General features: G+C 61.7%; 19 protein-coding genes. 16 read left to right on the top strand and 3 right to left on the bottom strand.

Features of this window, described 5'->3' with window-relative positions; genetic code table 11:
• Positions 1-5 precede the first annotated feature (5 nt).
• Genes hisA through coaA form a run of 4 tightly spaced genes read left to right on the top strand, consistent with a single transcriptional unit; the run spans position 6 to position 2,874 of the window.
• Positions 6-752: a 1-(5-phosphoribosyl)-5-[(5-phosphoribosylamino)methylideneamino]imidazole-4-carboxamide isomerase gene (gene hisA / locus FY112_RS22970; protein ID WP_131620103.1), complete on the top strand. Its 747-nt coding sequence runs from the start codon at positions 6-8 to the stop codon at positions 750-752.
• On the top strand, positions 753-1,541 hold the full coding sequence (hisF, locus tag FY112_RS22975) for an imidazole glycerol phosphate synthase subunit HisF (protein WP_017962660.1): 789 nt from the start codon (positions 753-755) through the stop codon (positions 1,539-1,541).
• A 17-nt stretch (positions 1,542-1,558) separates the two neighbouring features.
• Positions 1,559-1,882, top strand: coding sequence for a phosphoribosyl-ATP diphosphatase (locus tag FY112_RS22980; protein ID WP_017962659.1), 324 nt, complete (start codon positions 1,559-1,561; stop codon positions 1,880-1,882).
• Positions 1,879-2,874, top strand: coding sequence for a type I pantothenate kinase (gene coaA, locus FY112_RS22985; protein ID WP_003544165.1), 996 nt, complete (start codon positions 1,879-1,881; stop codon positions 2,872-2,874). Before FY112_RS22980 ends, coaA begins: the two co-directional genes overlap by 4 nt.
• Before the next feature lie 115 nt (positions 2,875-2,989).
• Here the strand turns inward: coaA and FY112_RS22990 are convergent, their stop codons facing one another.
• The 3 genes from FY112_RS22990 to FY112_RS23000 form a co-directional block, all read right to left on the bottom strand.
• Entirely contained in the window at positions 2,990-3,601 is a 612-nt protein-coding gene (locus FY112_RS22990) for an alpha-ketoglutarate-dependent dioxygenase AlkB (RefSeq protein WP_151519358.1), read from the bottom strand.
• 1 nt (position 3,602) lies between these two features.
• A complete protein-coding gene (gene arfB / locus FY112_RS22995) occupies positions 3,603-4,043 on the bottom strand; it encodes an alternative ribosome rescue aminoacyl-tRNA hydrolase ArfB (protein WP_017962656.1) in 441 nt (146 codons plus the stop codon).
• 107 nt (positions 4,044-4,150) lie between these two features.
• On the bottom strand, positions 4,151-5,761 hold the full coding sequence (locus tag FY112_RS23000; protein ID WP_131620100.1) for a phosphoenolpyruvate carboxykinase: 1,611 nt from the start codon (positions 5,759-5,761) through the stop codon (positions 4,151-4,153).
• A 337-nt stretch (positions 5,762-6,098) separates the two neighbouring features.
• On the opposite strand from FY112_RS23000, the gene FY112_RS23005 reads away from it, so the two are divergent.
• The 12 genes from FY112_RS23005 (at position 6,099) to trxA (ending at position 23,839) form a co-directional block, all read left to right on the top strand.
• Positions 6,099-6,833: a response regulator transcription factor gene (locus FY112_RS23005; RefSeq protein WP_198293334.1), complete on the top strand. Its 735-nt coding sequence runs from the start codon at positions 6,099-6,101 to the stop codon at positions 6,831-6,833.
• Positions 6,834-7,018: 185 nt separating this feature from the next.
• Entirely contained in the window at positions 7,019-8,809 is a 1,791-nt protein-coding gene (locus tag FY112_RS23010; protein ID WP_027667952.1) for a sensor histidine kinase, read from the top strand.
• A complete protein-coding gene (locus tag FY112_RS23015; RefSeq protein WP_131719631.1) occupies positions 8,806-9,258 on the top strand; it encodes a serine/threonine protein kinase in 453 nt (150 codons plus the stop codon). The genes FY112_RS23010 and FY112_RS23015 overlap by 4 nt, the downstream gene beginning before the upstream one ends.
• Before the next feature lie 150 nt (positions 9,259-9,408).
• Complete coding sequence (locus FY112_RS23020; RefSeq protein WP_003544139.1) at positions 9,409-9,810, top strand: PTS sugar transporter subunit IIA; 402 nt, start codon at positions 9,409-9,411, stop codon at positions 9,808-9,810.
• A 9-nt stretch (positions 9,811-9,819) separates the two neighbouring features.
• Entirely contained in the window at positions 9,820-10,095 is a 276-nt protein-coding gene (locus FY112_RS23025; RefSeq protein ID WP_003544133.1) for an HPr family phosphocarrier protein, read from the top strand.
• 157 nt (positions 10,096-10,252) lie between these two features.
• Complete coding sequence (ahcY, locus tag FY112_RS23030; protein ID WP_011649859.1) at positions 10,253-11,653, top strand: adenosylhomocysteinase; 1,401 nt, start codon at positions 10,253-10,255, stop codon at positions 11,651-11,653.
• Positions 11,654-11,856: 203 nt separating this feature from the next.
• Positions 11,857-14,442, top strand: coding sequence for a PAS domain-containing sensor histidine kinase (locus tag FY112_RS23035; RefSeq protein WP_151519359.1), 2,586 nt, complete (start codon positions 11,857-11,859; stop codon positions 14,440-14,442).
• Positions 14,439-15,956, top strand: a complete 1,518-nt coding sequence (gene tsaE, locus FY112_RS23040) for a tRNA (adenosine(37)-N6)-threonylcarbamoyltransferase complex ATPase subunit type 1 TsaE (RefSeq protein ID WP_151519360.1) — start codon at positions 14,439-14,441, stop codon at positions 15,954-15,956. The genes FY112_RS23035 and tsaE overlap by 4 nt, the downstream gene beginning before the upstream one ends.
• A gap of 13 nt (positions 15,957-15,969) precedes the next feature.
• Positions 15,970-16,701 carry a nucleotidyltransferase family protein gene (locus tag FY112_RS23045; protein WP_151519361.1) on the top strand — a complete coding sequence of 244 codons (732 nt, stop codon included), beginning with the start codon at positions 15,970-15,972 and terminating at the stop codon, positions 16,699-16,701.
• Between the two features lie 3 nt (positions 16,702-16,704).
• Complete coding sequence (gene addB, locus FY112_RS23050) at positions 16,705-19,899, top strand: double-strand break repair protein AddB (RefSeq protein ID WP_151519362.1); 3,195 nt, start codon at positions 16,705-16,707, stop codon at positions 19,897-19,899.
• Entirely contained in the window at positions 19,892-23,443 is a 3,552-nt protein-coding gene (gene addA, locus FY112_RS23055; RefSeq protein ID WP_151519363.1) for a double-strand break repair helicase AddA, read from the top strand. The genes addB and addA overlap by 8 nt, the downstream gene beginning before the upstream one ends.
• Positions 23,444-23,518: 75 nt before the next feature.
• Positions 23,519-23,839, top strand: a complete 321-nt coding sequence (trxA, locus tag FY112_RS23060; RefSeq protein WP_151519364.1) for a thioredoxin — start codon at positions 23,519-23,521, stop codon at positions 23,837-23,839.
• Positions 23,840-24,014: the final 175 nt, after the last annotated feature.

Here is a 24,014-nt window from a genome sequence, read left to right on the forward strand (position 1 = left end):
ACGACATGATCCTTTTTCCCGCGATCGACCTGAAAGGCGGCCAATGCGTCCGCCTGAAGCTCGGCGACATGCAGCAGGCGACAGTCTACAACACCGATCCGGCCGCCCAGGCGAGATCCTTCGAAGATCAGGGCTTCGAATGGCTGCATGTGGTCGATCTCGACGGCGCCTTCGCGGGACATTCGGCCAATGGCGATGCCGTCGAAGCGATCTTGAAGGCAACGGACAATCCCGTGCAGCTCGGCGGCGGCATTCGCACTCTCGATCATATCGAGGCCTGGCTGTCGCGCGGGCTGCGGCGCGTCATTCTCGGCACCGTCGCGGTCAGGAATCCGGCGCTGGTGATCGAGGCCTGCCGGAAATTTCCTGATCATGTCGCCGTCGGCATCGATGCCAAGGGCGGCAAGGTGGCCGTCGAGGGTTGGGCGGAAGCCTCCGAACTCGGTATCATCGAGCTCGCCAGGAAATTCGAGGGCGCCGGCGTCGCTGCGATCATCTACACCGATATCGACCGTGACGGCATTCTGGCCGGCATCAACTGGAGTTCGACATTGGAACTTGCCGACGCCGTTTCCATTCCCGTCATCGCCTCGGGCGGCCTTGCCTCTCTCGACGATGTTAGACGCATGCTGGAGCCCGATGCGCGGAAGCTGGAAGGGGCGATTTCAGGCCGTGCGCTTTATGACGGCCGTATCGATCCCAAGGAAGCGCTGGCGCTGATCAAGGCGGCCCGGGCCAAGGAGACCGCATAAATGACCCTCAAGGCCCGTGTCATTCCCTGCCTCGACGTCAAGGACGGCCGTGTCGTCAAGGGCGTCAACTTCCTCAATCTCGTCGATGCCGGCGATCCCGTCGAAGCCGCGAAGGCTTATGATGCGGCCGGCGCGGACGAACTCTGCTTCCTCGACATCACCGCTTCCTCGGACAATCGCGAGACGATCTTCGATGTCGTGTCGCGCACGGCCGATCAATGCTTTATGCCGCTGACGGTCGGCGGCGGGGTGCGCACCATCGCCGATATCCGCAAGCTGTTGCTGTGCGGTGCCGACAAAGTCTCGATCAATTCGGCAGCCGTCAGCAATCCCGACTTCGTCACCGAGGCAGCCGACAAGTTCGGTGACCAGTGCATCGTTGTTTCGATCGACGCCAAGCGCCGGCGCACGCAGGCGGTCGGCGGCGACAATCTCAGCGCCTGGGAAATCTATACGCATGGTGGCCGCAACGCGACCGGCATCGATGCCGTCGAATTCGCGGAGAAGATGGTGGCGCGCGGCGCCGGTGAGCTGCTGGTCACCTCGATGGACCGCGACGGCACAAAGGTCGGCTACGATCTGGAGCTGACGCGGGCGATCGCCGATGCGGTGCGTGTGCCGGTCATCGCGTCCGGCGGAGTCGGCGATCTCGACGATCTCGTCGCCGGGGTGAAGGAGGGCCATGCCAATGCCGTGCTCGCCGCGTCGATCTTCCACTTCGGCACCTATTCCGTCAGCGAGGCGAAGCACTATATGTCGAAGTGCGGCATCGACATGCGTCTCGACTGAACTTTGAAAGCGGACCTATGAGCGGATTTTCCCTTTCCGATCTCGAAAGCATCGTCGCAGAACGATCGAAAGCCTCGCCGGAGCAATCCTGGACAGCCAAGCTCGTGGCCGCCGGCCAGCCGAAAGCGGCAAAAAAGCTCGGCGAAGAGGCGATCGAAGCCGTGATGGCGGCGGTGACGGGCGACCGCGACAATCTGACCTATGAGGCTGCCGATGTGCTCTATCACCTATTGGTCGTATTGAAGATTGCTGAAATACCGTTAGAGAATGTCATGGCCGAGCTCGAGCGCAGAACCGCGCAGTCCGGCCTCAAGGAAAAGGCCAGCCGGCAGAGTTCATGAGTATCGCGACTGAGATTATCGGGGTGCCGGAAACGTTGGATCATTTCCAGTCGGAATCCTATTCGCCCTACCACTTCTTCTCTTCCGAACAATGGGCGAAATTCCGCGCCGACACGCCGTTGACGCTGACGAGCGACGAGGTCAAACGGCTGCGTTCGATGGGCGATCCAATCGATCTCGACGAGGTCCGGCGCATCTATCTGTCGCTGTCGCGGCTGCTCTCGGCACATGTCGAATCCTCGCAGATGCTGTTTGAACAGCGCAACCGCTTCCTCAGCCTGTCTGATGTGACGAAGACACCGTTCGTCATCGGCATCGCCGGCTCGGTCGCGGTGGGAAAATCGACCACCGCCCGTATCCTCAAGGAGCTCCTGGGGCGCTGGCCTTCCAGCCCGAAGGTCGATCTCGTCACCACCGACGGCTTCCTCCATCCGAACGCCGTGCTGCAGCGGGAAAAGCTGATGCAGCGCAAGGGCTTTCCGGAAAGCTACGACACGGGTGCGATCCTGCGTTTCCTCTCGGCGATCAAGGCCGGACGGCCGGATGTGAAGGCGCCCAGCTATTCGCACCTCGTCTACGACGTGCTGCCGGACGAATACAAGATCGTCGACCGGCCGGACATCCTGATCTTCGAGGGCATCAATGTGCTGCAGTCGCGCGACCTGCCGGCCGGCGGCAAGATCGTGCCGATGGTCTCCGACTTCTTCGACTTCTCGATCTATATCGATGCCGCGGAAGACGAGATCCACAACTGGTATGTCACGCGCTTCATGCGGCTGCGCGAAACCGCCTTCCGCGATCCGAATTCCTATTTCCATCGCTATGCCTCGATCAGCGACGCGGAAGCGCTCGAAATCGCCGAGGATCTTTGGGCAAACATCAACCTGAAGAACTTGCGCCAGAACATTCTACCAACGCGCCCGCGCGCCGATCTCATCCTGAAAAAGGGCAAGGACCACCTGATCGAACAGGTCGCGCTGCGAAAACTATAGCGGCGGTCGTTAGAGCCTTTCCGTTTTTCTCCGAATCACGGAAACGCTCTATCGCTTTGTTTTTACGCAATTCCGGACGCAAAACCGCTGCGCACTTTTGCTGGAATTGCTCTAGTCAGGGATTGACGCGGCGGAGCGTCAGATTGATGCGGCCGCCATTCTTCAGCAGCGTCGATGTCGCCGGATGGATACGGTCGACGCCGTGGAAACAAAGCCTCCCCTCGCCGCCCAGCACGACCAGATCACCGCTCGAAAGCTTGAAAGATAGCGTGCGATCATTGCGGCTGAGACCGCCGACGCGAAAGAGGCAGCTGTTGCCGAGCGAGATCGAAACGACCGGGGCCTTGAGATCCTGTTCGTCCTTGTCCTGATGCAAGCCCATGCGCGCTTCGTCGGAGTAGAAATTAACGAGGCAGGCTTCCGGCGGCTTGTCGTAACCCGAAACGTCATTCCAGATATCGAGCAATTGCTGCGGCATATCAGGCCAGGGTCTGCCGGTTGCCGGGTGCGTCGGCTGGTAGCGATAGCCGCGCTCTTTGTCCGTCACCCAGCCGAGCGGCCCGCAATCGGTCATGCGCACGGACATCGGCTTGCCGGTGCCTGGCATGGCGGGCACATAAAGCGGCGCTTCGGCGACGACGGTGCGGATCACCTCGACCAATGCCTCCTGACGCGACCGGTCGAGATAGCCGGGGAGATGGCGGATGCCGCTCAAGAGCTCCGGCATGTCACTCACCGCTGCCGCCGGGGCGGCCGCGCATCTTCTTGACTTCCGAGCGACCGGATTTTTCCTTCAGGCGGCGTTCGACCGAACCCTTGGTCGGCCTGGTCTTCTTGCGCGGCGGCGGCGGCGGCTTGGCTGCCTCGAGGATCAGTTCCTTCAACCGGTCACGCGCATCCTCGCGGTTGCGGTCCTGGCTGCGAAACCGGCTCGCCTCGATCATCAGCACGCCATCCTTCGACAAACGCCGGCCGGCGAGCTTGATCGCATTGGTTTTGACACGATCATTGAGGGATGGCGAATTCGCGATGTTGAAGAACAGCTGGACAGCGGTCGAGACCTTGTTGACATTCTGCCCGCCGGGACCGCCCGCCAGAACGAACTGTTCCGTCAGCTCCCATCCCGCGATGGTGATCCTGTCATCGATATAGAGCGCGTCGCTGGCCATGCGGCGTTCTATCTCACATCGGCGGCGAATTGAAAATATCGACTGTGACATGGAAAACCCGGCGATCTTGCGATGCCGGGTTTCACGTGAGTCAGTGGTTGATCTGCTTATTCGGCAGCGACCTTTACGCCGGGGGCCGCATCACGGACGCCGCCGTCGACATGATTTTCGAACTTGGCGAAGTTCGCGATGAACATCGAGACCAGCTTTTCAGCCTGCGCGTCATAGGCTGCCTTGTCGGCCCAGGTCGAGCGCGGATCGAGAATGCCGCCATCGACACCGTCGACGGAGACCGGCACGGCGAAGCCGAAGTTCGTGTCAGCACGGAATTCCGCCTGTCCAAGTTCGCCGCTCAGGGCGGCAGCGAGAAGCGCACGCGTCGCCTTGATCGGCATGCGCTTGCCGGTGCCGTAGGCGCCGCCGGTCCAGCCAGTATTGACAAGCCAGCATTGGACGCCATGACGGCCGATCAACTCCTTGAGCAGATTGCCATATTCGGCCGGATGCCGCGGCATGAAAGGAGCGCCGAAGCAGGTGGAGAAGGTCGCTTCCGGCTCGACGACACCCTTTTCGGTGCCGGCCACCTTGGCGGTGTAGCCGGAGAGGAAGTGATACATCGCCTGATCAGGCGTCAATCGGGCGATTGGCGGCATGACGCCAAAGGCATCGGCGGTCAGCATGATGATCGTTTTCGGATGCCCGGCGCGGCCCGTTTCCGAAGCGTTCGGGATGAAGTCCATCGGATAGGCGCAACGGGTGTTCTCGGTCAGCGACCCGTCGTCGAAATCCGGCTCGCGGCTTTCGTTCAGCACGACGTTTTCCAGCACGGTGCCGAAGCGCTGCGTCGTCGCGTAGATTTCCGGCTCGGCTTCGGCCGAAAGGCGGATAGTCTTGGCATAGCAGCCGCCTTCGAAGTTGAAGATGCCGTTCTCGCTCCAGCCGTGTTCGTCATCGCCGATCAGCGTCCGGGCCGGATCGGCCGAAAGCGTCGTCTTGCCGGTGCCGGAAAGGCCGAAGAAGACCGCCGCGTCACCGTCCGGGCCGACATTGGCCGAGCAGTGCATCGGCATCACGCCCTTGGCCGGCAGCAGGTAGTTGAGCACGGTGAAGACCGATTTCTTCATTTCGCCGGCATAGGAGGTGCCGCCGATGAGGACGAGACCGTTGGTGAGATCGCAGGCGATCACCGTTTCCGAACGGCAGCCGTGGCGGGCCGGATCGGCCTTGAAGCTCGGCAGATCGATGATCGTCAGCTTCGGCACGAAGCTGGACAGCGCTGCGGTGTCAGGGCGAATCAGCAGATTGCGTATGAACAGCGAATGCCAGGCGAATTCGGTCACGACGCGGGTCGGCAGGGCATGACCTTCCTCGGCGCCGCCGACGAGATCCTGGACGAAAAGCTCCTTGCCCGCGGCATGCGCCAGCATATCGCCGCGCAGCACGGCGAAATGCTCCGGCGAGATCGGTTTATTGTTGTCCCACCAGATTTCGCCATCGGTATTGATATCGCGAACGACGAACTTGTCGCGCGGCGAACGGCCGGTGTGCTGGCCGGTAATAGCCCGCAATGCGCCTTGAGCGGTCAGTTCGGCTTCGCCCCGGCGGATCGCTTCTTCATAGAGCGCGGCGGCGGAAAAGTTGTAGCGAACGCTTGCTGCGCCGCCCAATCCACCCGTTGCCAGCTCTATTGCCGGGTTATGAACTCCGAACATTTCCATGGCTAGTTCCCTTCACTCAGGCTCGTTGCCGTTAAAACTAATCGCGAAAATACGGGTAGAAATTTTAAAACACAAGATGGAAAACTTGAGAAAATGCAGTGATATCAAACAATTAATCGATTTAAATTTATCGTCTTAATTTTAAATCGTTTGAATAGATCGCGTTTAAAGATTCGGACGCACTACCTAAGATTGCCCGCGCATTTTACGACAATCTGCCCCTTTATCTTTGCCACAATTTGTTCCACCTTTATCCTCCATAAGCGCATCCGGTCACTGAGACCGCCTGGGGAGAGCAAATCCGGGAGATTGCGCACTGATGACGGAGACCAACACCATGCCGACAATCGCGCTCGTTGATGACGACCGCAACATCCTCACCTCGGTGTCGATCGCACTGGAGGCCGAAGGATATAAGGTCGAGACGTATACGGACGGTGCTTCGGCGCTCGACGGCCTGCTGGCGCGACCGCCGCAGCTGGCGATCTTCGACATCAAGATGCCGCGCATGGACGGCATGGAACTGCTGCGCCGCCTGCGGCAGAAGTCGGATATTCCCGTCATCTTCCTCACCTCCAAGGATGAGGAGATCGATGAACTCTTCGGCCTGAAGATGGGCGCCGATGATTTCATCACCAAACCTTTTTCGCAGCGTCTGCTGGTGGAGCGCGTGCGCGCCGTCCTGCGCCGCGCGTCAAGCCGCGAAGCCGCCGCCGCCGGCACCGGCCCCAGCGGCGCGCCGAAGACCGGCGCGGTGCAGCAGGCCCGCTCGCTGGAGCGCGGGCAGCTGGTCATGGACCAGGAACGCCATACCTGCACCTGGAAAGGCGAGGCCGTGACGCTGACGGTGACCGAATTCCTGATCCTGCATTCGCTGGCGCAGCGCCCCGGCGTCGTCAAAAGCCGCGACGCGCTGATGGACGCAGCCTATGACGAACAGGTCTATGTCGACGACCGGACCATCGACAGCCACATCAAGCGGCTGCGCAAGAAATTCAAGATGGTCGACACCGACTTTGATATGATTGAAACACTCTACGGAGTGGGATACCGCTTCCGCGAAGCAGCCTGAGCCCCGAGCGGCGCAGCGCGCTCCTGCATAATCTCCTAAGTCGGCATCGATTTAAGGATCAAATTATGCAGCAGTTCAAAATGTCACAGCGTCCTTTGCGCGTCTGAAAAGACGCGCGGCGCTGTTAGAAATGTTGAGGGCTGCGGGCCGGTCCATCCGGCCCCGCCCTTCGAAAGGGCCTGTTATTGGCACAGTTGGTGCAGGAAAGGGATCTCGACGATGCGGAGGGCGTGAGCACCCGTCGCGTCCGAGGCCGCCGTTGGTCGCATCCCTTCACGCTGATCCGCCGCATCTTCGGCAATGCCGTCTTTTCGAGCCTGACGCGGCGCATTCTGTTCTTCAATCTCGTCGCGCTGGTGGTGCTCGTCGGCGGCATCCTCTATCTTAACCAGTTCCGCGAGGGATTGATCGACGCTCGCGCCGAAAGCCTGTTGACGCAGGGCGAAATCATCGCCGGCGCCGTTTCGGCCTCCGCGTCGGTCGATACGAACTCGATTACCATCGATCCGCAGAAGCTGCTCGAGCTGCAGGCCGGCCAGAGCATCACCCCGGTGCCGAACGACGAGGATCTTGAATTCCCGATCGATCCCGAAAAGGTCGCGCCGGTTCTGCGCCGGCTGATCTCTCCGACGCGCACGCGCGCCCGCATCTTCGATGCCGATGCCAACCTGCTGCTCGATTCGCGCCATCTCTATTCGCGCGGCCAGGTGCTGCGCTTCGACCTGCCGCCGGTGGAGGAAGAGAAACAGACCTGGAGCGAGTGGTTCGCCACCCTGTTCAACAAGGCGTTACAGCCCGGCAATCTGCCGCTCTATAAGGAAGCGCCGGGCGGCGACGGCTCGATCTATCCCGAAGTGATGAATGCGCTCACCGGCGTGCGCGGCGCAGTCGTGCGCACCACCGAAAAAGGTGAGCTCATCGTTTCCGTCGCCGTGCCGATCCAGCGTTTCCGCGCCGTGCTCGGCGTGCTGTTGTTGTCGACACAGGCGGGCGACATCGACAATATCGTTCATGCCGAGCGGCTTGCCATCATGCGCGTCTTCGGCGTGGCGACACTCGTCAACGTGCTGCTTTCGCTGGTGCTGTCGTCGACCATCGCTAACCCGCTGCGCCGTCTTTCGGCAGCGGCCATCCGCGTCCGCCGCGGCGCCAAGACGCGTGAGGAAATTCCCGACTTCTCTGCCCGCCAGGATGAAATCGGCAACCTTTCCATCGCATTGCGCGAGATGACGACGGCGCTCTACGACCGCATCGATGCGATCGAGAGTTTCGCGGCCGATGTCAGCCACGAGCTCAAGAACCCGCTGACCTCGCTGCGCAGCGCCGTCGAAACGCTGCCGCTTGCCAAATCCGACGATTCCAAGAAGCGGCTGATGGACGTCATCCAGCACGATGTCCGCCGCCTCGACCGGCTGATCAGCGATATTTCCGACGCCTCCCGTCTCGACGCCGAACTCGCACGCGTCGATGCCGGCTCCGTCGACATGGAGGTGCTGCTGCGCGACCTCATCGAGGTTTCGCGTCAGGTCAGGAGCACCAAGAAGCAGGTGGAAATCGAATATGCGATCGAACGCAAGCCGAACGTCAAGACCCGCTTCGTCGTCAACGGCCACGATCTACGCATCGGCCAGATCATCGCCAACCTGATCGAGAATGCCCGCTCTTTCGTGCCGGAAAAGGGCGGCAAGATTACTGTGCGGCTGGTGCGGACACGCTCGCGCTGCGTCACCACGATCGAAGACAACGGCCCCGGCATCCAGGCGGAAAATATCGACCGTATCTTCGAGCGCTTCTATACGGACCGGCCGGAGGCGGAAGGCTTCGGCCAGAATTCGGGGCTCGGCCTTTCGATCAGCCGCCAGATCGCCGAAGCGCATGGCGGTTCGCTGAGAGCCGAAAACATCACCGATGCCGAGAGCGGGCATATACTCGGCGCGCGCTTCATCCTCTCGTTGCCAATCGGCGCCGCAGCATGACCGAGGCAGGTTTCAACGTCCATGCGACGGCGATCGTCGTCGGCAAGACCGGGCTGCTGTTCAGCGGCCCCTCCGGCTGGGGAAAATCGATGCTGGCCTTCACCTGCATGACCGAGGCGCGCCGGCTCGGGCTTTTCACGGCGCTGGTCGCGGACGATCAAGTTCTTCTCTCAGCAGAGGCCGGCGCGGTGATCGCCACGTGCCCGCCGTCAATCACCGGGCTGATCGAACTTCGCGGCACCGGGATCGTTCGTCAGGACCATATTCCCAAGGCGACCATGCATTATGCCGTGCTTCCGGGCAGCGCCACCGGTGAAAACCGGGTGCCTCCCGAGGGCGAAGTGGTGAGCCTTGCCGCCGGTTTTTCGCTTCCCGCATTGCGGTTGCTCACAGACGTTTCCTCACCCCTTGCGATCCTGATGGCGAAAGTGCCGGATATCGGGCGCTGAGGCCTTCCGGATTGGTCAATCTGCCTTATATATTCGCATTTTTATCTTGCACTTCGGCTTTTCATAGCCAAGATGTGCCCCCACCGGTGGACGTAATTGCTGCATTGCGATATTGGGGCCACCGTTTGCGTATATGGGAGCAGTAATATCATGATCGGACTTGTGCTTGTCACTCATGGCAAGCTGGCTGAAGAGTTTCGTCATGCTGTCGAGCACGTCGTCGGTCCTCAGAAATTCATCGAGACGGTCTGTATTGGCCCCGAAGACGACATGGACCAGAGACGGCAGGACATTCTGGAAGCCGTTTCCGGTGCCGATGATGGCCACGGCGTCGTCATTCTGACCGACATGTTCGGCGGCACACCGTCCAATCTCGCCATATCAGTCATGAGCAGCGGCCATACCGAGGTCATTGCCGGCGTCAACCTGCCGATGTTGATCAAGCTTGCCGGGGTGCGCGGCGAGAACAACATGGAGAAGGCACTGGTGGAAGCCTCCGAAGCCGGGCGGAAATATATCAATGTCGCGAGCCGTGTGCTCAGCGGAAAATAACGGGCATTCATGACATCGCTCTCCCGGGAACTCCTTATCATCAACAAGCGCGGTCTTCATGCGCGCGCTTCCGCCAAATTCGTGCAGATGGTCGAGACCTTCGATGCCGCCATTACCGTTTCCAAGGATGGAATGACGGTCGGCGGAACCTCCATCATGGGCCTGATGATGCTTGCGGCCAGCCCCGGTTCGAGCGTCGTCGTTTCGGCGAGCGGCAGCCAGGCCGAGGAAGCGCTGGAGGCGCTGGACCAGCTGATCCAGAACAGGTTCGGCGAGGAGATGTGAGCTTCGATCGCGTTCATATAAACATATAAAGACTTCTTTATATGCTTATTGCCATCACCGGCGAAGCCTGCTAAACGGCGGACATGCCGTGCGCTTGCACGTGGGTCATCTTCGCGCCTGCGCCAATTTTGAGACGTTTTTCAGCCTGGAGGCCTCTATGAGCACTGAAAAAGATTATGTCGTCGCCGATATCGGGCTTGCGGATTTCGGCCGCAAGGAAATTACGATCGCCGAAACTGAAATGCCGGGGCTGATGTCCTGCCGCACCGAATTCGGCCAGACAAAGCCGCTGAAGGGCGCGCGCATCACCGGCTCGCTGCATATGACCATCCAGACGGCCGTGCTCATCGAAACGCTGGTCGCGCTCGGCGCCGAAGTCCGCTGGGCCTCGTGCAACATCTTCTCGACGCAGGATCATGCCGCTGCCGCGATCGCCGCTTCCGGCGTACCTGTCTTCGCCATCAAGGGCGAATCGCTCGAAGATTACTGGGTCTACACCGACAAGATCTTCCAGTGGGCCGATGGCGGCCTTTCCAACATGATCCTCGATGACGGCGGCGACGCCACCATGTACATCCTGCTTGGCGCCCGCGCAGAAGCCGGCGAGGACGTGCTGTCTCATCCGCATTCCGAAGAAGAGGAAATCCTCTTCGCCCAGATCAAGAAGCGCCTTGCCGCTTCGCCTGGCTGGTTCACCAAGCAGCGCGACGCGATCAAGGGCGTCACCGAGGAAACGACGACCGGCGTCAACCGCCTTTACCAGCTCAGCCAGAAGGGCCTGCTGCCCTTCCCGGCGATCAACGTCAACGACTCGGTCACCAAGTCGAAATTCGACAACAAGTATGGCTGCAAGGAATCGCTGGTCGACGGCATCCGCCGCGGCACCGACGTCATGATGGCCGGCAAGGTTGCCGTCGTCTGCGGATACGGCGACGTCGGCAAGGGTTCTGCCGCTTCGCTCTCCGGCGCCGGCGCCCGCGTCAAGGTGACCGAAGCCGATCCGATCTGCGCATTGCAGGCTGCGATGGACGGTTATGAAGTCGTTCTGCTCGAGGACGTCGTTTCCTCGGCCGATATCTTCATCACCACCACCGGCAACAAGGACGTCATCCGCATCGACCATATGCGGGCGATGAAGGATATGGCGATCGTCGGCAACATCGGTCACTTCGACAACGAGATCGAAGTCGCTGCATTGCGCAATCTCAAGTGGACCAACGTCAAGCCGCAGGTCGACCTGATCGAATTTCCCAAGGGCAACCGCATCATCCTTCTTTCCGAGGGCCGTCTGCTCAACCTCGGCAACGCCACCGGCCATCCGTCCTTCGTGATGTCGGCTTCGTTCACCAACCAGACGCTGGCGCAGATCGAGCTCTTCACCAAGCCCGACCAGTATTCCAACCAGGTCTATATCCTGCCGAAGCATCTCGACGAGAAGGTCGCACGCCTGCATCTCGACAAGCTCGGCGTGAAGCTGACTGAGCTTTCTGAGGAACAGGCTGCCTATATCGGCGTCTCGCCGAAGGGCCCGTTCAAGTCCGACCACTACAGATATTGATTTGATCGTTAATATCCACAAGATGTAGAAGCCGCGGCATTGACAAATGCCGCGGCTTATTTTTTGGACGCTCCCTTCCCGCAGATTCCCTTCCGAAGTATTGTTTTAAGACTTGATTCGTGGCGCCGGCCCCTGTCCGACCGCTGCGAAAATGGGATGTCTTGTCGTAATGCGGCACATTGAAGGACGGAGACATACCGCGGATGTCGGAAATAAGAAGCAGCCTGCCCGGTCAGGCGGATGATGGCGTTCGCGCCGATCGCCGCCCGCTCATGGCAGGCCGAGGATATAAATCTGCAACGGCACACGAGGCCGCAAAGCAAGAGCACGGACCACTGGCGCGCTTCCTGAAAAGCTGCGCCGCCGGCACGGCGCTTGCCGCGCTGGCGCGGCCGGCTCTGGCACAGGCGGAGCAGCAGGCGGCGGCCTCGGCTCACCTCTTCACATCCTCGCAGGTCGTCGGTGTTTCCGTCGTCATCGGCGTCATATCGGCAGCATTGCTGTCGACGCTGTGGCTGGTGCGCCAGCGCGGCAACCTGGAAAACGAGAGCCGGGAAATCCGCTCGGCGCTCTCCGATGCCCAGCAGCGCATTTCGCAATACCAGGCTCTGATCGCCGACAAGAACCGGCGGATCGTCATCTGGGACGGCAATGCGCGCCCCGAACTGCTCGGCCAGCTTCCGCCTGAGACCGGCGCGCCGCAGGACGGCGAATTCCTGGCCTTCGGCCTGTGGCTGAAGTCACGTTCGGCTTCCGAGCTGGAAAAGGCGATCGACCGGCTGCGCGACGAGGCGCAGAGCTTCGACATGGTGGTCGAAACCATCCGCGACGAAATCCTCGAGGCACAGGGCCGGGTTTCCGGCGGGCGAGCCTTCGTCCGTTTCGTGGCACTCAACAATCTGCGCGCCGAACTCGCAGAGCTCAGGATCGAGCGCGACCGGCTGATGACCTCGATCTCGGCCTTCCAGACCATGCTCGACGCGATCGACATGCCGGCCTGGCAGCGCGATCCGGTGGGCCGCCTGACCTGGGTCAACCAGGCTTATGGCGAGGCGGTCGAAGCGCGATCGCCGCAGCAGGCGATCAATGAAGGCCGTGAGATGCTGACGACCGTCGCGCGCGAACGCATTCGCGCCACGACTACGCCGGAATCGCCCTTCCACGACAAGATCTCGACGGTCGTGCACGGCAACCGGACATTCTTCGACGTCGTCGACGTCAGGGTTCCCGGCGGTTCGGCCGGCATCGCGATCGATGTATCCGACATAGAGGCAGTGCGCGCCGAGCTGGAACGGACGCTGAAGAGCCATGCCGAAACGCTCGACCATCTCGCCACGCCGGTTGCCATCTTCGACGGCGAGCGCCGGCTGCAATTCTACAATCAGGCCTTCGTCGCGCTTTGGGAGCTGGATATCGCCTTCCTCGAAGGCCGGCCGGACAATAGCGAGCTGCTCGAGCGGCTGCGGGCGGCCAAGAAGTTGCCGGACCAGCTCAACTGGAAAAGCTGGAAGGAAGCTGCGCTTTCCGTCTATCGCGCGCTCGACACGCAAACGGATCTCTGGCACCTGCCCAACGGGCAGACGTTGCGGGTCTTCGCCACCGCTCATCCGCAGGGCGGCGCCACCTGGGTGTTCGAAAATCTGACCGAGCAGGTCGATCTCGAAACGCGCTACAACACGCTGGTCAAGGTGCAGGGCGAAACGATCGACCACCTTTCCGAAGGGGTGGCGGTTTTCGGTCCTGATGGACGCATCCGACTTTCCAACCCGGCCTTCCGTGCGCTCTGGGGGATCACCGAAACCGAAGCCAAGCCCGGCACCCATATCCGTGCGCTGGGCGAGGCCTGCGGGCCGTCCTATGACCGGCCGGACGGCTGGAAGACCTTCGCGGAACTGATCACCAGCTTCGACGACGAACGCCGCTCGGGCCAGGGAACGCTGGAGCTCTTCTCCGGCCTCGTGCTCGACTATGCCGTCATTCCGCTGCCGAACGCGCAGACCATGCTGACCTTCGTCAACATGACGGACAGCGTGCGTGCCGAGCGCGCGCTGACCGAGAAGAACGAAGCACTGCGCAAGGCCGACGAGCTGAAGAACGACTTCGTCCAGCACGTTTCCTATGAACTGCGTTCGCCACTGACCAACATCATCGGCTTCACCGATCTCCTGCGCACGCCGGGCGTCGGGCCGCTTACCGAACGGCAGGCCGAATATATCGACCACATCTCGACCTCGTCCTCGGTTCTGTTGACGCTCGTCAACGATATTCTCGACCTTGCGACCGTCGATGCCGGCATTATGCGCCTCAATTATGCGGATATCGATCTCAACGATCTGCTCGACGACGTCTCGATGCAGATCGCCGATCGCCTCCACGAAAGCGGCGTGGCGCTTGAAATTACCGCGCCCGCCTATCTCGGCTCGATCGTTGCCGATCCGCAGCGGCTGAAACAGATCCTTCTGAAGCTTCTGTCCAATGCGGCGAATTTCTCGCCCGAAGGCACCTCGATCTCGCTGGAATGCCATCGCGAAGGCACCGATTTCGTCTTCTCCGTCAGCGATCGCGGCCCCGGCATCTCACCTGATATGATCGCGACCGTCTTCGACCGTTTTGCCACGGGAGCGAAAAGCGGCAAACGCGGCGGCGCCGGCCTCGGCCTCTCGATCGTCGACAGCTTCGTCAGTCTGCATCACGGCGATGTGACGATCGACAGCGAGCCGGGCAAGGGCACGACCGTCGTCTGCCGTATCCCCTCGGTCGATGTCCCGCATTCCGCCGCCGCCGAATGACGACCAGTGATGCGATCTCGCTTTTCCTGAAAGACGAGGCGGCCACCATCCGCCTCGGCGAGGACCTGGCGCTGGCCCTGAAAGCCGGCGATTGCCTTGCCCTTTCCGGCGATCTCGGCGCGGGGAAATCCTCGCTCGCCCGGGCGATCCTGCGCGCCATGGCCGATGACGAGGGGCTCGAGGTCCCGAGCCCCACCTTCACGCTGGTGCAATCCTACGATCTGAGCATCGCCGTTTCACATTTCGATCTCTACCGGCTCGGCGACCCCGCCGAACTGACGGAGCTTGGCTTCGACGAGGCGCTGCAGAACGGTATCTGTCTCATCGAATGGCCTGAGATGGCGCAGAGCGAACTGCCCGCGGAGTGCATCACCCTGACGCTGGCGCACGAAGGCAGCGGCCGCCGGGCAACGATCGAAGCCGCCGGCGCGCAAAATACACGCATCCGCCGCGTCCTGGCGATCCGCGATTTCCTCGATACCGCCGGTTACCCCGCAGCGAAACGCCGATTCCTGACCGGTGATGCCTCGCTGCGCGCCTATGAGGCGATCTATCCGCAAGCCGGGAACCAACGCATCATCCTGATGGACTGGCCGCCGCTCGCTGAAGGCCCGCCGGTTCTCGACGGCAAACCCTATCCCAAAGTCGCGCATCTTGCCGAAAACGCTTATCCCTTCGTGGCTATCGCCGATACGCTGCGCAAGGACGGTTTTGCGGCGCCCGAAGTCTACAAGGTGGATTATAACAAGGGTATCCTGCTGATCGAAGATCTCGGCAACGAAGGCGTGCTGGATGCCCACGGACAGCCGGTTATCGAACGCTATCGCGAAAGCGTTGCCTGCCTGGCTAGGCTGCACGCCCTGAAATTTCCGCAGGACATCCCCGTTGGAAAGGGCCATATCCACCATATTCCCGATTTCGACCGCACGGCGATGAAGATGGAGGTGCGGCTGGTGCTCGACTGGCACCTGCCCTGGAAGCGTCAGGGCGCACCTGCAACGGAAGCCGAACGGGCGGAATATCTGGCGATATGGGATGCGCTCATCGACGAGCTCGCAACGGCCGAGAAGAACCTGCTGCTGCGCGACTTCCATTCGCCGAACATCATCTGGCGCGAACATGAAAGCGGTATTCGCAAGATCGGCCTCATCGATTTCCAGGATGCGATGATCGGTCCCACTGCCTATGACCTTGCCTCGATCGTCCAGGATGCGCGCGTAACGATCGAGCCGGACCTCTTCCGGCAGCTGATGGATGATTATCTGACGCTTCGCCGCGCGCAGGGCGGTTTCGACGAAGCCGGATTTATGAAGGCCTGGGCGATCATGTCTGCCCAGCGCAACTGCAAGCTTGCCGGCCTCTGGGTGCGCCTCTTGCAGCGCGACGGCAAGCCGGGCTATCTGAAACATATGCCGCGCACGCTTTCCTATCTGAACGTCGCGCTCGAGCATGAAACGCTTGCCCCCTTGCGCGATTGGTGCGCAAGGGCTGGAATAGGCCAGAACGAATCATAAGTTCCGGATCAGAATGACCATCAGACAAGCCATGGTACTGGCCGCGGGTCTCGGAACCCGCATGCGCCCGATCACCGACAAGATCCCGAAGCCGCTGGTGAAGATCGACGGCAAGCCGATGATCGACTACGCTCTGGATTCGCTGGTGGCGGCCGGCATAAAACGCGCCGTTGTCAACATTCACCACCACGCCGACCAGATGCTCGAACATCTCGGGAATTATCACGGCCTCGATATCGTCATATCAGACGAACGGGACGCACTGATGAATTCCGGCGGCGGCCTTGCGAAGGGGCTGAGGCTGCTTAGCCGCGACAATATCTTCGTCATGAATGCCGATCTGTTCTGGATCGGCGAACAGCCGGGGCGGCCGACGAACCTGGAACGCTTAGCCGGATTCTTCGATGCCGAACGCATGGATATGGCGCTGCTTTGCGTTGGGATCGAGCATACGACGGGTCACAATGGCAAGAACGACTTCAGTCTCGCGGCCGATGGCCGGCTGACGCGTTATCGCGACGATCCGTCCAATCCCGTCGTCTATGCCGGCGCGATCGCCATGAACCCGTCGCTGTTCGACGATGCGCCGAAGGATGCCTTCAACCTCAATATCTATTTCGACAAGGCGATCGCGCGCGGACGGCTTTTCGGCATGGTGCTCGAAGGCCATTGGCTGACGGTCGGCACGCCCGACGCGATCGGCGAGGCGGAGGAAACGATCCGGCGATTGCGGACGTTTGCGTAAGCCATGGCGGAGCGGCACCAGCCACGCATCCTGACTATCCCAGCGGGCCTCTCCTTCCTGAAAACGCTGGCGACCACACTTTGCGACGGCCGATTGACGCCGATTTTCCGGCACGACGCCAATGATCCGCTATCGCTTGCCAAAGTGACGATCTACCTGCCGACCCGGCGGGCCGTGCGCGTGCTGCGCTCCGAATTCGTCGAACTGCTCGGCGGCCGTTCGGCGATCCTGCCGGTGATCCGTCCGCTCGGCGAAACCGATGACGATAGCGGCTATTTCGACGAGGCGCTGCCGGCAACGATCGATCTCGCCCAGCCGCTGTCGAATACCGCCCGTCTGCTGGAGCTTGCGCGTCTGATCCTCGCCTGGCGAAACAAGCTGCCGGAGATCGTCCGCCACATCCATTCGGACTCGCCGCTCGTCGCGCCGGCAAGCCCGGCGGATGCAATCTGGCTCGCCCGCAATCTTGCCGAGCTGATCGATTCCATCGAGACCGAGGATCTCGACTGGTCGGAGCTGTCGAAACTCGATACCGGCGATTATGCCGCCTGGTGGCAGTTGACGGCGGAGTTCCTGCAGATCGCCAGCGCCTTCTGGCCGGAGCGGCTTTCCGAACTCGGCAAATCCTCGCCGGCGCGGCACAGAAACGCCATTCTCCGGGCCGAAGCAAGCCGGCTTTCGGCAACGAAACCCGCCGGGCCGATCATCATAGCCGGTTCGACGGGTTCCGTTCCCGCCACCGCCGATCTCATTGCCGCCGTCGCCCATCTGCCGGAAGGCGTAATCGTGCTTCCGGGTCTGGATCTCTCCATGCCCGAAAGGCACTGGCAGATGGTCGCGCCGGAACCGGCGCCAGGCCAACATGCCAATCCGGCAAGCCGGAGCCATCCGCAATATGGTCTGTCGTCGCTGCTCAAGCGGCTGAAGCTGACGCGGGCCGACGTCACGCTCCTCGACAGACCGGAGGCCGATCTTGACCGGCGCGCCGAAATCCTGTCGCGGGCCCTTGCTCCGGCGGAGGCGACCAGTGACTGGGGAGCTTGGAAAACCGACCTGCCGGCAGGCGCGCTGTCTTCGGCCTTCTCTGATGTCTCGCTGATTGAAGCCGCCAATGAGCGCGAGGAAGCAACCGCGATTGCCATCGCGCTCCGGCTGGCGCTGGAAAGACCGGGACAGGACAGCGAGAGCCGGGCAGCCCTCATCACTCCGGACCGCAATCTCGCTCGGCGGGTGATGGCCGAGCTTTCCCGCTTCGGCATCCTCGCCGACGATTCGGCGGGCACACCGCTTTCGGCCATGCCGCAGGGCACCTTGCTGCAATTGCTGCTGGAAGCAGTGCTGCGGCCGGGCGATCCGGTGGCGATCGTCTCGCTGCTCAAACATCCGCTTGCCCGCTTCGGCCTGGAGCGCGGTGCATTGATTTCCGCTACCGAGGCGCTCGAGCTGCTGGCACTGCGCGGCGGCGTGGCAGAGGTGGATATCAGCACGCTGGAACCGCTGCTCACGCACCAACTTGCCGAACAGGCCCTGGACAGGCACGCGCCGCAATGGCGAAAAGCGCTTTCGCCCGATGCCGCCGACGCCGCATACGACCTTGCCCGGCGGGTCGCACAAGCGACCGAGCCGCTGGCTTCGGCGCTGATGCGGCATCGGCCGGAAGATCGTGGAAGAACCGCGCGCTTCACATTGTCCGAATGGGCGGAGCGCACCGGCCGTTCGCTTGAAGCGGTCGCGGTCGATCCACAAGGCAATCTCGCCGATCTCTGGTCGAACGAAGCGGGAGATGCCCTGGCCGCCCTGCTCGGTGAAGTGATCGATACGGACGGCCAGATGGAGGCCGACGGACCGCAATGGATCGACATCATGGCAGCCCTTGCCGCCGGTCATGCGGTGAAGCCACGGGCGCTCAGCCATCCCCGACTCTTCATCTTCGGCACGCTGGAAGCCCGCCTGCAGAGCGTCGATACGCTGATCCTCGGCGGCCTGAACGAAGGCACCTGGCCGGGGCAGACCGCCAACAATCCCTTCATTCCGCGAATGATGAAGACGGAAATCGGCCTCGAGCCGCCGGAGCGGCGCATCGGCCAGCTGGCACATGATTTCGAGATGGCAAACGGCACACGCCATCTGATCTATTCGCGCGCGCTGCGCCAGGGCTCGACGCCGACCGTTGCCTCGCGTTGGCTGCAGCGGCTGCTGGCGCTCGGCGGAGAGGCGTTCGAAGCGGAATTGAGCGCTCGCGGTGATCGGTTTCTCCAATGGGCCGCTCTCATCGATCGAGGAGAGGTCCAAGCGCCGGCGCAACGTCCCACGCCGAAACCGCCGCTGGCGCTGCAGCCGAAATCCTATTCCTTCAGCGAAGTCGGCCGGCTGCGCCGAGATCCCTATGCCATCTATGCCCGTCGCATCCTGCGGCTTGACCCCGTCGACCCGTTCAATCGCGATCCAGGGGCGGCCGAACGCGGGACGCTCTACCACAAGATCATCGACCGGTTCATCCGCGAAGCCCATATCGCCGGCACGCCGGATGCGGCAGCGGCGATGGAGCACGTCCTTTCCGAGCTTTTCGACATGGAACAATTGCCGCCGCATATCGACGCGGTGTGGCGGCCGCGCTTTCGCGCGGTGGCCCGCGCCTTCCTCGAATGGGAAGCTGGACGCCGGCATGGCATCCTGAAAACGCTGACGGAGGTGCGGGGCGGCATGGAGCTGGAGCCGATCAATATCCGGCTCACCGGCGTTGCAGACCGGATCGACATAACAGGACCACACTCGGCCGACATCATCGACTACAAGACCGGCTACAATCCTACGCCGCCGCAGGCGCGTGCGCTTCTTGATCCCCAGCTCGCTCTGGAGGCCGCGGCCCTGAACGCCGGCGCTTTCCGTGACGCGGGCAGCCTCGTGCCGCAGGACCTGCTTTATGTCCGCCTGCGGCCGAAAAGCCCTCTCCAGGTCGACATCGTCAACAACGAGAACTCTGCACGCAGCGACAAGGCCAAATCGGCGATGGATCTCGCCGCCGAATCGATCGATCAGCTGGTCAAGTTCGTAGGATTGTTGCAATCCAACGAAAGAGGCTTTACCTCGCGGCTGATCCCGGCCCAGCAATTCGATTTCGGCGGCGACTACGATCACCTCGCCCGCGTCTCCGAATGGTCGACGGCCGAAACCGAAGAGGACGGCGGCGATGAGTGATGTGACCGCCCTTCCCAACGACGATGATCCGGGCGCCTGGATCGGCTGGACGACGATCCAGCAGGCGATTGCCTCCGATCCGCTGCGTTCAGCATGGGTCTCGGCCAATGCCGGTTCCGGCAAGACGCATGTGCTGACACAGCGCGTCATCCGGCTGCTGCTATCAGGTGCGCGGCCTTCCGCCATTTTATGCCTCACCTACACCAAGGCTGCGGCGTCGGAAATGTCGAACCGCGTCTTCGAACGGCTGGCGGAATGGGTGGTGCTTGACGATGAAGGCCTCCGCCGTCGCATCACACAGATCGAAGGTATGGCTCCCGACGGACTGAAGCTTGCCGAGGCTCGCCGGCTGTTTGCCAAGGCGCTGGAAACGCCCGGCGGACTGAAGATCCAGACGATCCATGCCTTTTGCGAGGCACTGCTGCACCAGTTCCCGCTGGAAGCCAACGTTGCCGGACATTTCTCGGTTCTCGACGATCGCGCGGCGGTGGCGTTGCTTTCCGATGCGCGCCGGGCGCTGCTGACGGCAACGGCGCCTGACGAAGACAGCGCCCTTGCCGAGGCATTCGCCTACGTGCTCAATCTCGGCGACGAATCCGGACTGGAGAACCTGCTTGGCGACATCGTCGCCAACCGCAATGCCATTCGTCGTTTCACCGCGACGGCCGAACAGCAGGGCGGCGTGGACAAGGTTCTGCGCAAAAGGCTCGGCCTTGCCGTCGGCGACACGGAAGACAGGATCGCGGCGCAATATTGGCCTTTGCCGGAGCTTTCGGGCAGCACACTGGAGCTCTATCTCTCGCTTGCCGACCAGAAGGGCGGCACGAAGGCGCAGGAAGTTGCTTACGGCCTCAGGCTCGCCGGGCGGGAGCGCGATGACGCAAGGCGCGCGCAATTTCTCGAGAAAATCTTTCTGACCGTGAAGGGCGAGCCGAAGGTGGACTCGCAATTTTTCGTCAAGGCCATGCTTGCCGAGGCGCCGCAGCTTGCGGAGGCCATCGCCATTGCCCGCGCACATGTCGAAGCAAGCCGCGACCGGCTGAAACTGATGCGGATGTACGGCGCCACGCATGCAGCGCTCGTGCTCGCCGATCGGCTGAATCACGATTATGAGGAGTTGAAGAAGCAGCGCAGCCAGCTCGATTTCGAGGACCTGATCACCCGCACCGCCGACCTGCTGACGAAAAGTGGCGTCGGTGCGTGGATCCACTACAAGCTCGATCGGGGCATCGATCATATCCTCGTCGACGAGGCGCAGGATACCAGCCCGATCCAGTGGAGCGTCATCCAGTCGCTCGCCGAAGATTTTTTCTCCGGCGAAAGCGCCCGGCCGATCGTGCGCACGCTTTTTGCCGTCGGCGACGAAAAGCAGTCGATCTATTCCTTCCAGGGGGCAAGGCCCGAGCGTTTTTCCGAGGAGAGCGACCGGACGCGGCGGCGCGTTTCCGATAGCGGGCAGAGTTTTTCTTCGGTGCGGCTGCCGCTGTCGTTCCGCTCGACTGCCGACGTGCTCGAGGCGGTCGACCACATTTTCAAGACACCCGAGAACGCGCGCGGCCTTAGCGCGCTCGGCGAACCGGTCGTGCATCGTTCCAGCCGCATCGGACATCCCGGCGCCGTCGATCTCTGGGAGATGGTTGCGCCGGAAGCAGTGGTGAAGGAAGAGGACTGGACGGCGCCCTTCGACGCGACGCCGGAAAGCGCGCCGGCCGCAATCCTCGCGCGGCGGATCGCCCACTCGATCGGCACGCTTGTTGGCCGTGAAACCATCGTCGACAAAGGCAAGGAGCGCCTGATCGAGGCCGGCGACATTCTGGTGCTGGTGCGCAAGCGCGATGCCTTCGTCAATGCGTTGACGCGCGCGTTGAAGCGCCGCGGCGATATTCCCGTCGCCGGTGCGGACAGGCTGGTGCTGACCAGCCATATCGCCGTGCAGGATCTGCTGGCGCTCGGCCGTTTCCTGCTTCTGCCGGAAGACGATCTTTCGCTCGCCGCCGTGCTGAAGAGCCCGCTTTTCGATCTCTCCGAGGACGACATCTTTGCGATCGCCGCGTTGCGCGGCGACAATGAAAGCGTCTGGAGCCATCTCAAAAGCTTCGCCGCCGACGGCACCGAGCGTTTCCGTGCTGCCGTCGAGAGGCTGGAGCTGTTTCTCCGGCAGTCCAGGAGCCTGTCGGTTCACGATTTCTATGCGCGCGTGCTGGGCAGCTATGGCGGGCGGCGGCAATTCCTTGCCCGTCTCGGCACCGAAGTCAGCGATATTCTCGACGAATTCCTGACCTTCACGCTCGACCACGAGAGCTCCGGCCTTCCCGGTCTGCAATCCTTCATCTCGACGCTGGAGCTCGAAGCCCCGGTAATGAAGCGCGAGCAGGACAAGGGGCGCAACGAGGTGCGGATCATGACGGTGCATGCCTCCAAGGGTCTTGAAGCACCGATCGTTTTCCTTGTCGACGGTGGTTCGAAGGCCTTCACCCATACGCATCTGCCGAAGCTTCGCCTGATCGAGACCGGTGTCGACGAGCCGCCGATGCCCGTCTGGGTTCCTGTCTCCGATCTCGCCAATTCGCTGACCCAGGACGATGCGACGCGTATCCAGATGCTGGCCGAAGAAGAATACCGTCGGTTGCTCTATGTCGCCATGACGCGCGCCGCCGACCGGCTGGTCGTCTGCGGCTATCGTGGCGTGCGTGTGAACAATGACACTTGGCATATGATGATTTCGACGGCATTGCGCGACGACCATCCGCATGTGGAGGCGACCATATTCTCCGGTTCCGATGGGGAATGGCCGGGCATCAAATGGCGCGTGCCGCGGGTGGAACGACGCTTCGAACGTATCGATCGCAGCCAAGAGCGTGGCAGCGAGGAGACCTTGCCGGCCGGCCTGTTGCGGCCATTGCCGCCGCAGGCTGAGCTGCCCCGGCCGCTCAGCCCTTCCGGCGCCGGGACGATCATCGATGAAGACGAGGGCGGTCTGCTGGTCGTCTCGCCGCTGTTCGGCGAGAAGGAACGCAGCGATCGTTCGCTGGAAAAGGGCAGGCTGATCCATCGCATGCTGCAGGCGCTTCCCGAAATTCCACTTGGCGAACGGCCTGACGCGGCGAGCCGTTATGCCGACAGGGCGGCTCGATTCTGGCCGGAAGCCGAACGGCGCAAGCTTGTCGATTCGGTTCTGAAACTATTGGACGAGGAAGGTCTGCAGGCTGTTCTCGGTGCGCAGGCCCAGCCCGAAGTCTCGATCATGGGGACATTGACGCTCGAAGACCGGCGCTATGCCGTCTCCGGCCGCATCGACCGGCTTGCCGTTCTTGCCGATCGCGTCGTCATTCTCGACTACAAGACCAATCGGGTACCGCCGGCAACAGAAGAAGCTATCCCCTTCGCGCACCGGGCACAGCTGGCGATCTATCGCGAGATCCTCGCGCCGCTCTATCCTGATAAGCGTATCGATTGCATGCTTGTCTATACCGAGAACGCTTCGCTCTACACGCTGAGCGAAAAGGCGCTCGGTTTGGCGCTTGCAGCGGTCAAGACAAAGTGAAATACCGGACATTGAAAGTTCGGCACCGCACCATCACATGTGGTTCAACACCCAATTCCGTTAAAGGAGCAGCCCATGGCTACCGTGAAAGTCGATATCAATAACTTCCAGTCGGAAGTTCTGGAATCCGCAGAACCCGTCGTCGTCGATTTCTGGGCCGAATGGTGCGGCCCGTGCAAGATGATTGCTCCGAGCCTCGAAGAAATCGCCGTCGAGATGGAAGGCAAGGTCAAGGTCGCCAAGCTGAATATCGATGAGAATCCAGAACTCGCCGCACAGTTCGGTGTGCTCTCCATTCCGACCCTTGCAATCTTCAAGGGCGGCGAAGTTGCCGATATCTCTGTCGGCGCAAAGCCGAAGACGGTTCTTTCAAACTGGATTTCGAGCGCTATCTGATTGATATCGACGAATTATATCACATTGATGAAAAAGCCCGGCTCGACCGGGCTTTTTTCATTTTGCAGCCTTCACTTCGGGGGCGTGCCGTTGTCGGCAAGCACGTCGCCGACGAGATAGAGAGATCTGCCGACCAGGATGCGCGGCGGCAATGCCTCCGGATCGGCGACGGCTT

Source organism: Rhizobium sp. PEPV16 (genome assembly GCF_008919455.1).
GTDB classification, from domain to species: domain Bacteria; phylum Pseudomonadota; class Alphaproteobacteria; order Rhizobiales; family Rhizobiaceae; genus Rhizobium; species Rhizobium leguminosarum_Q.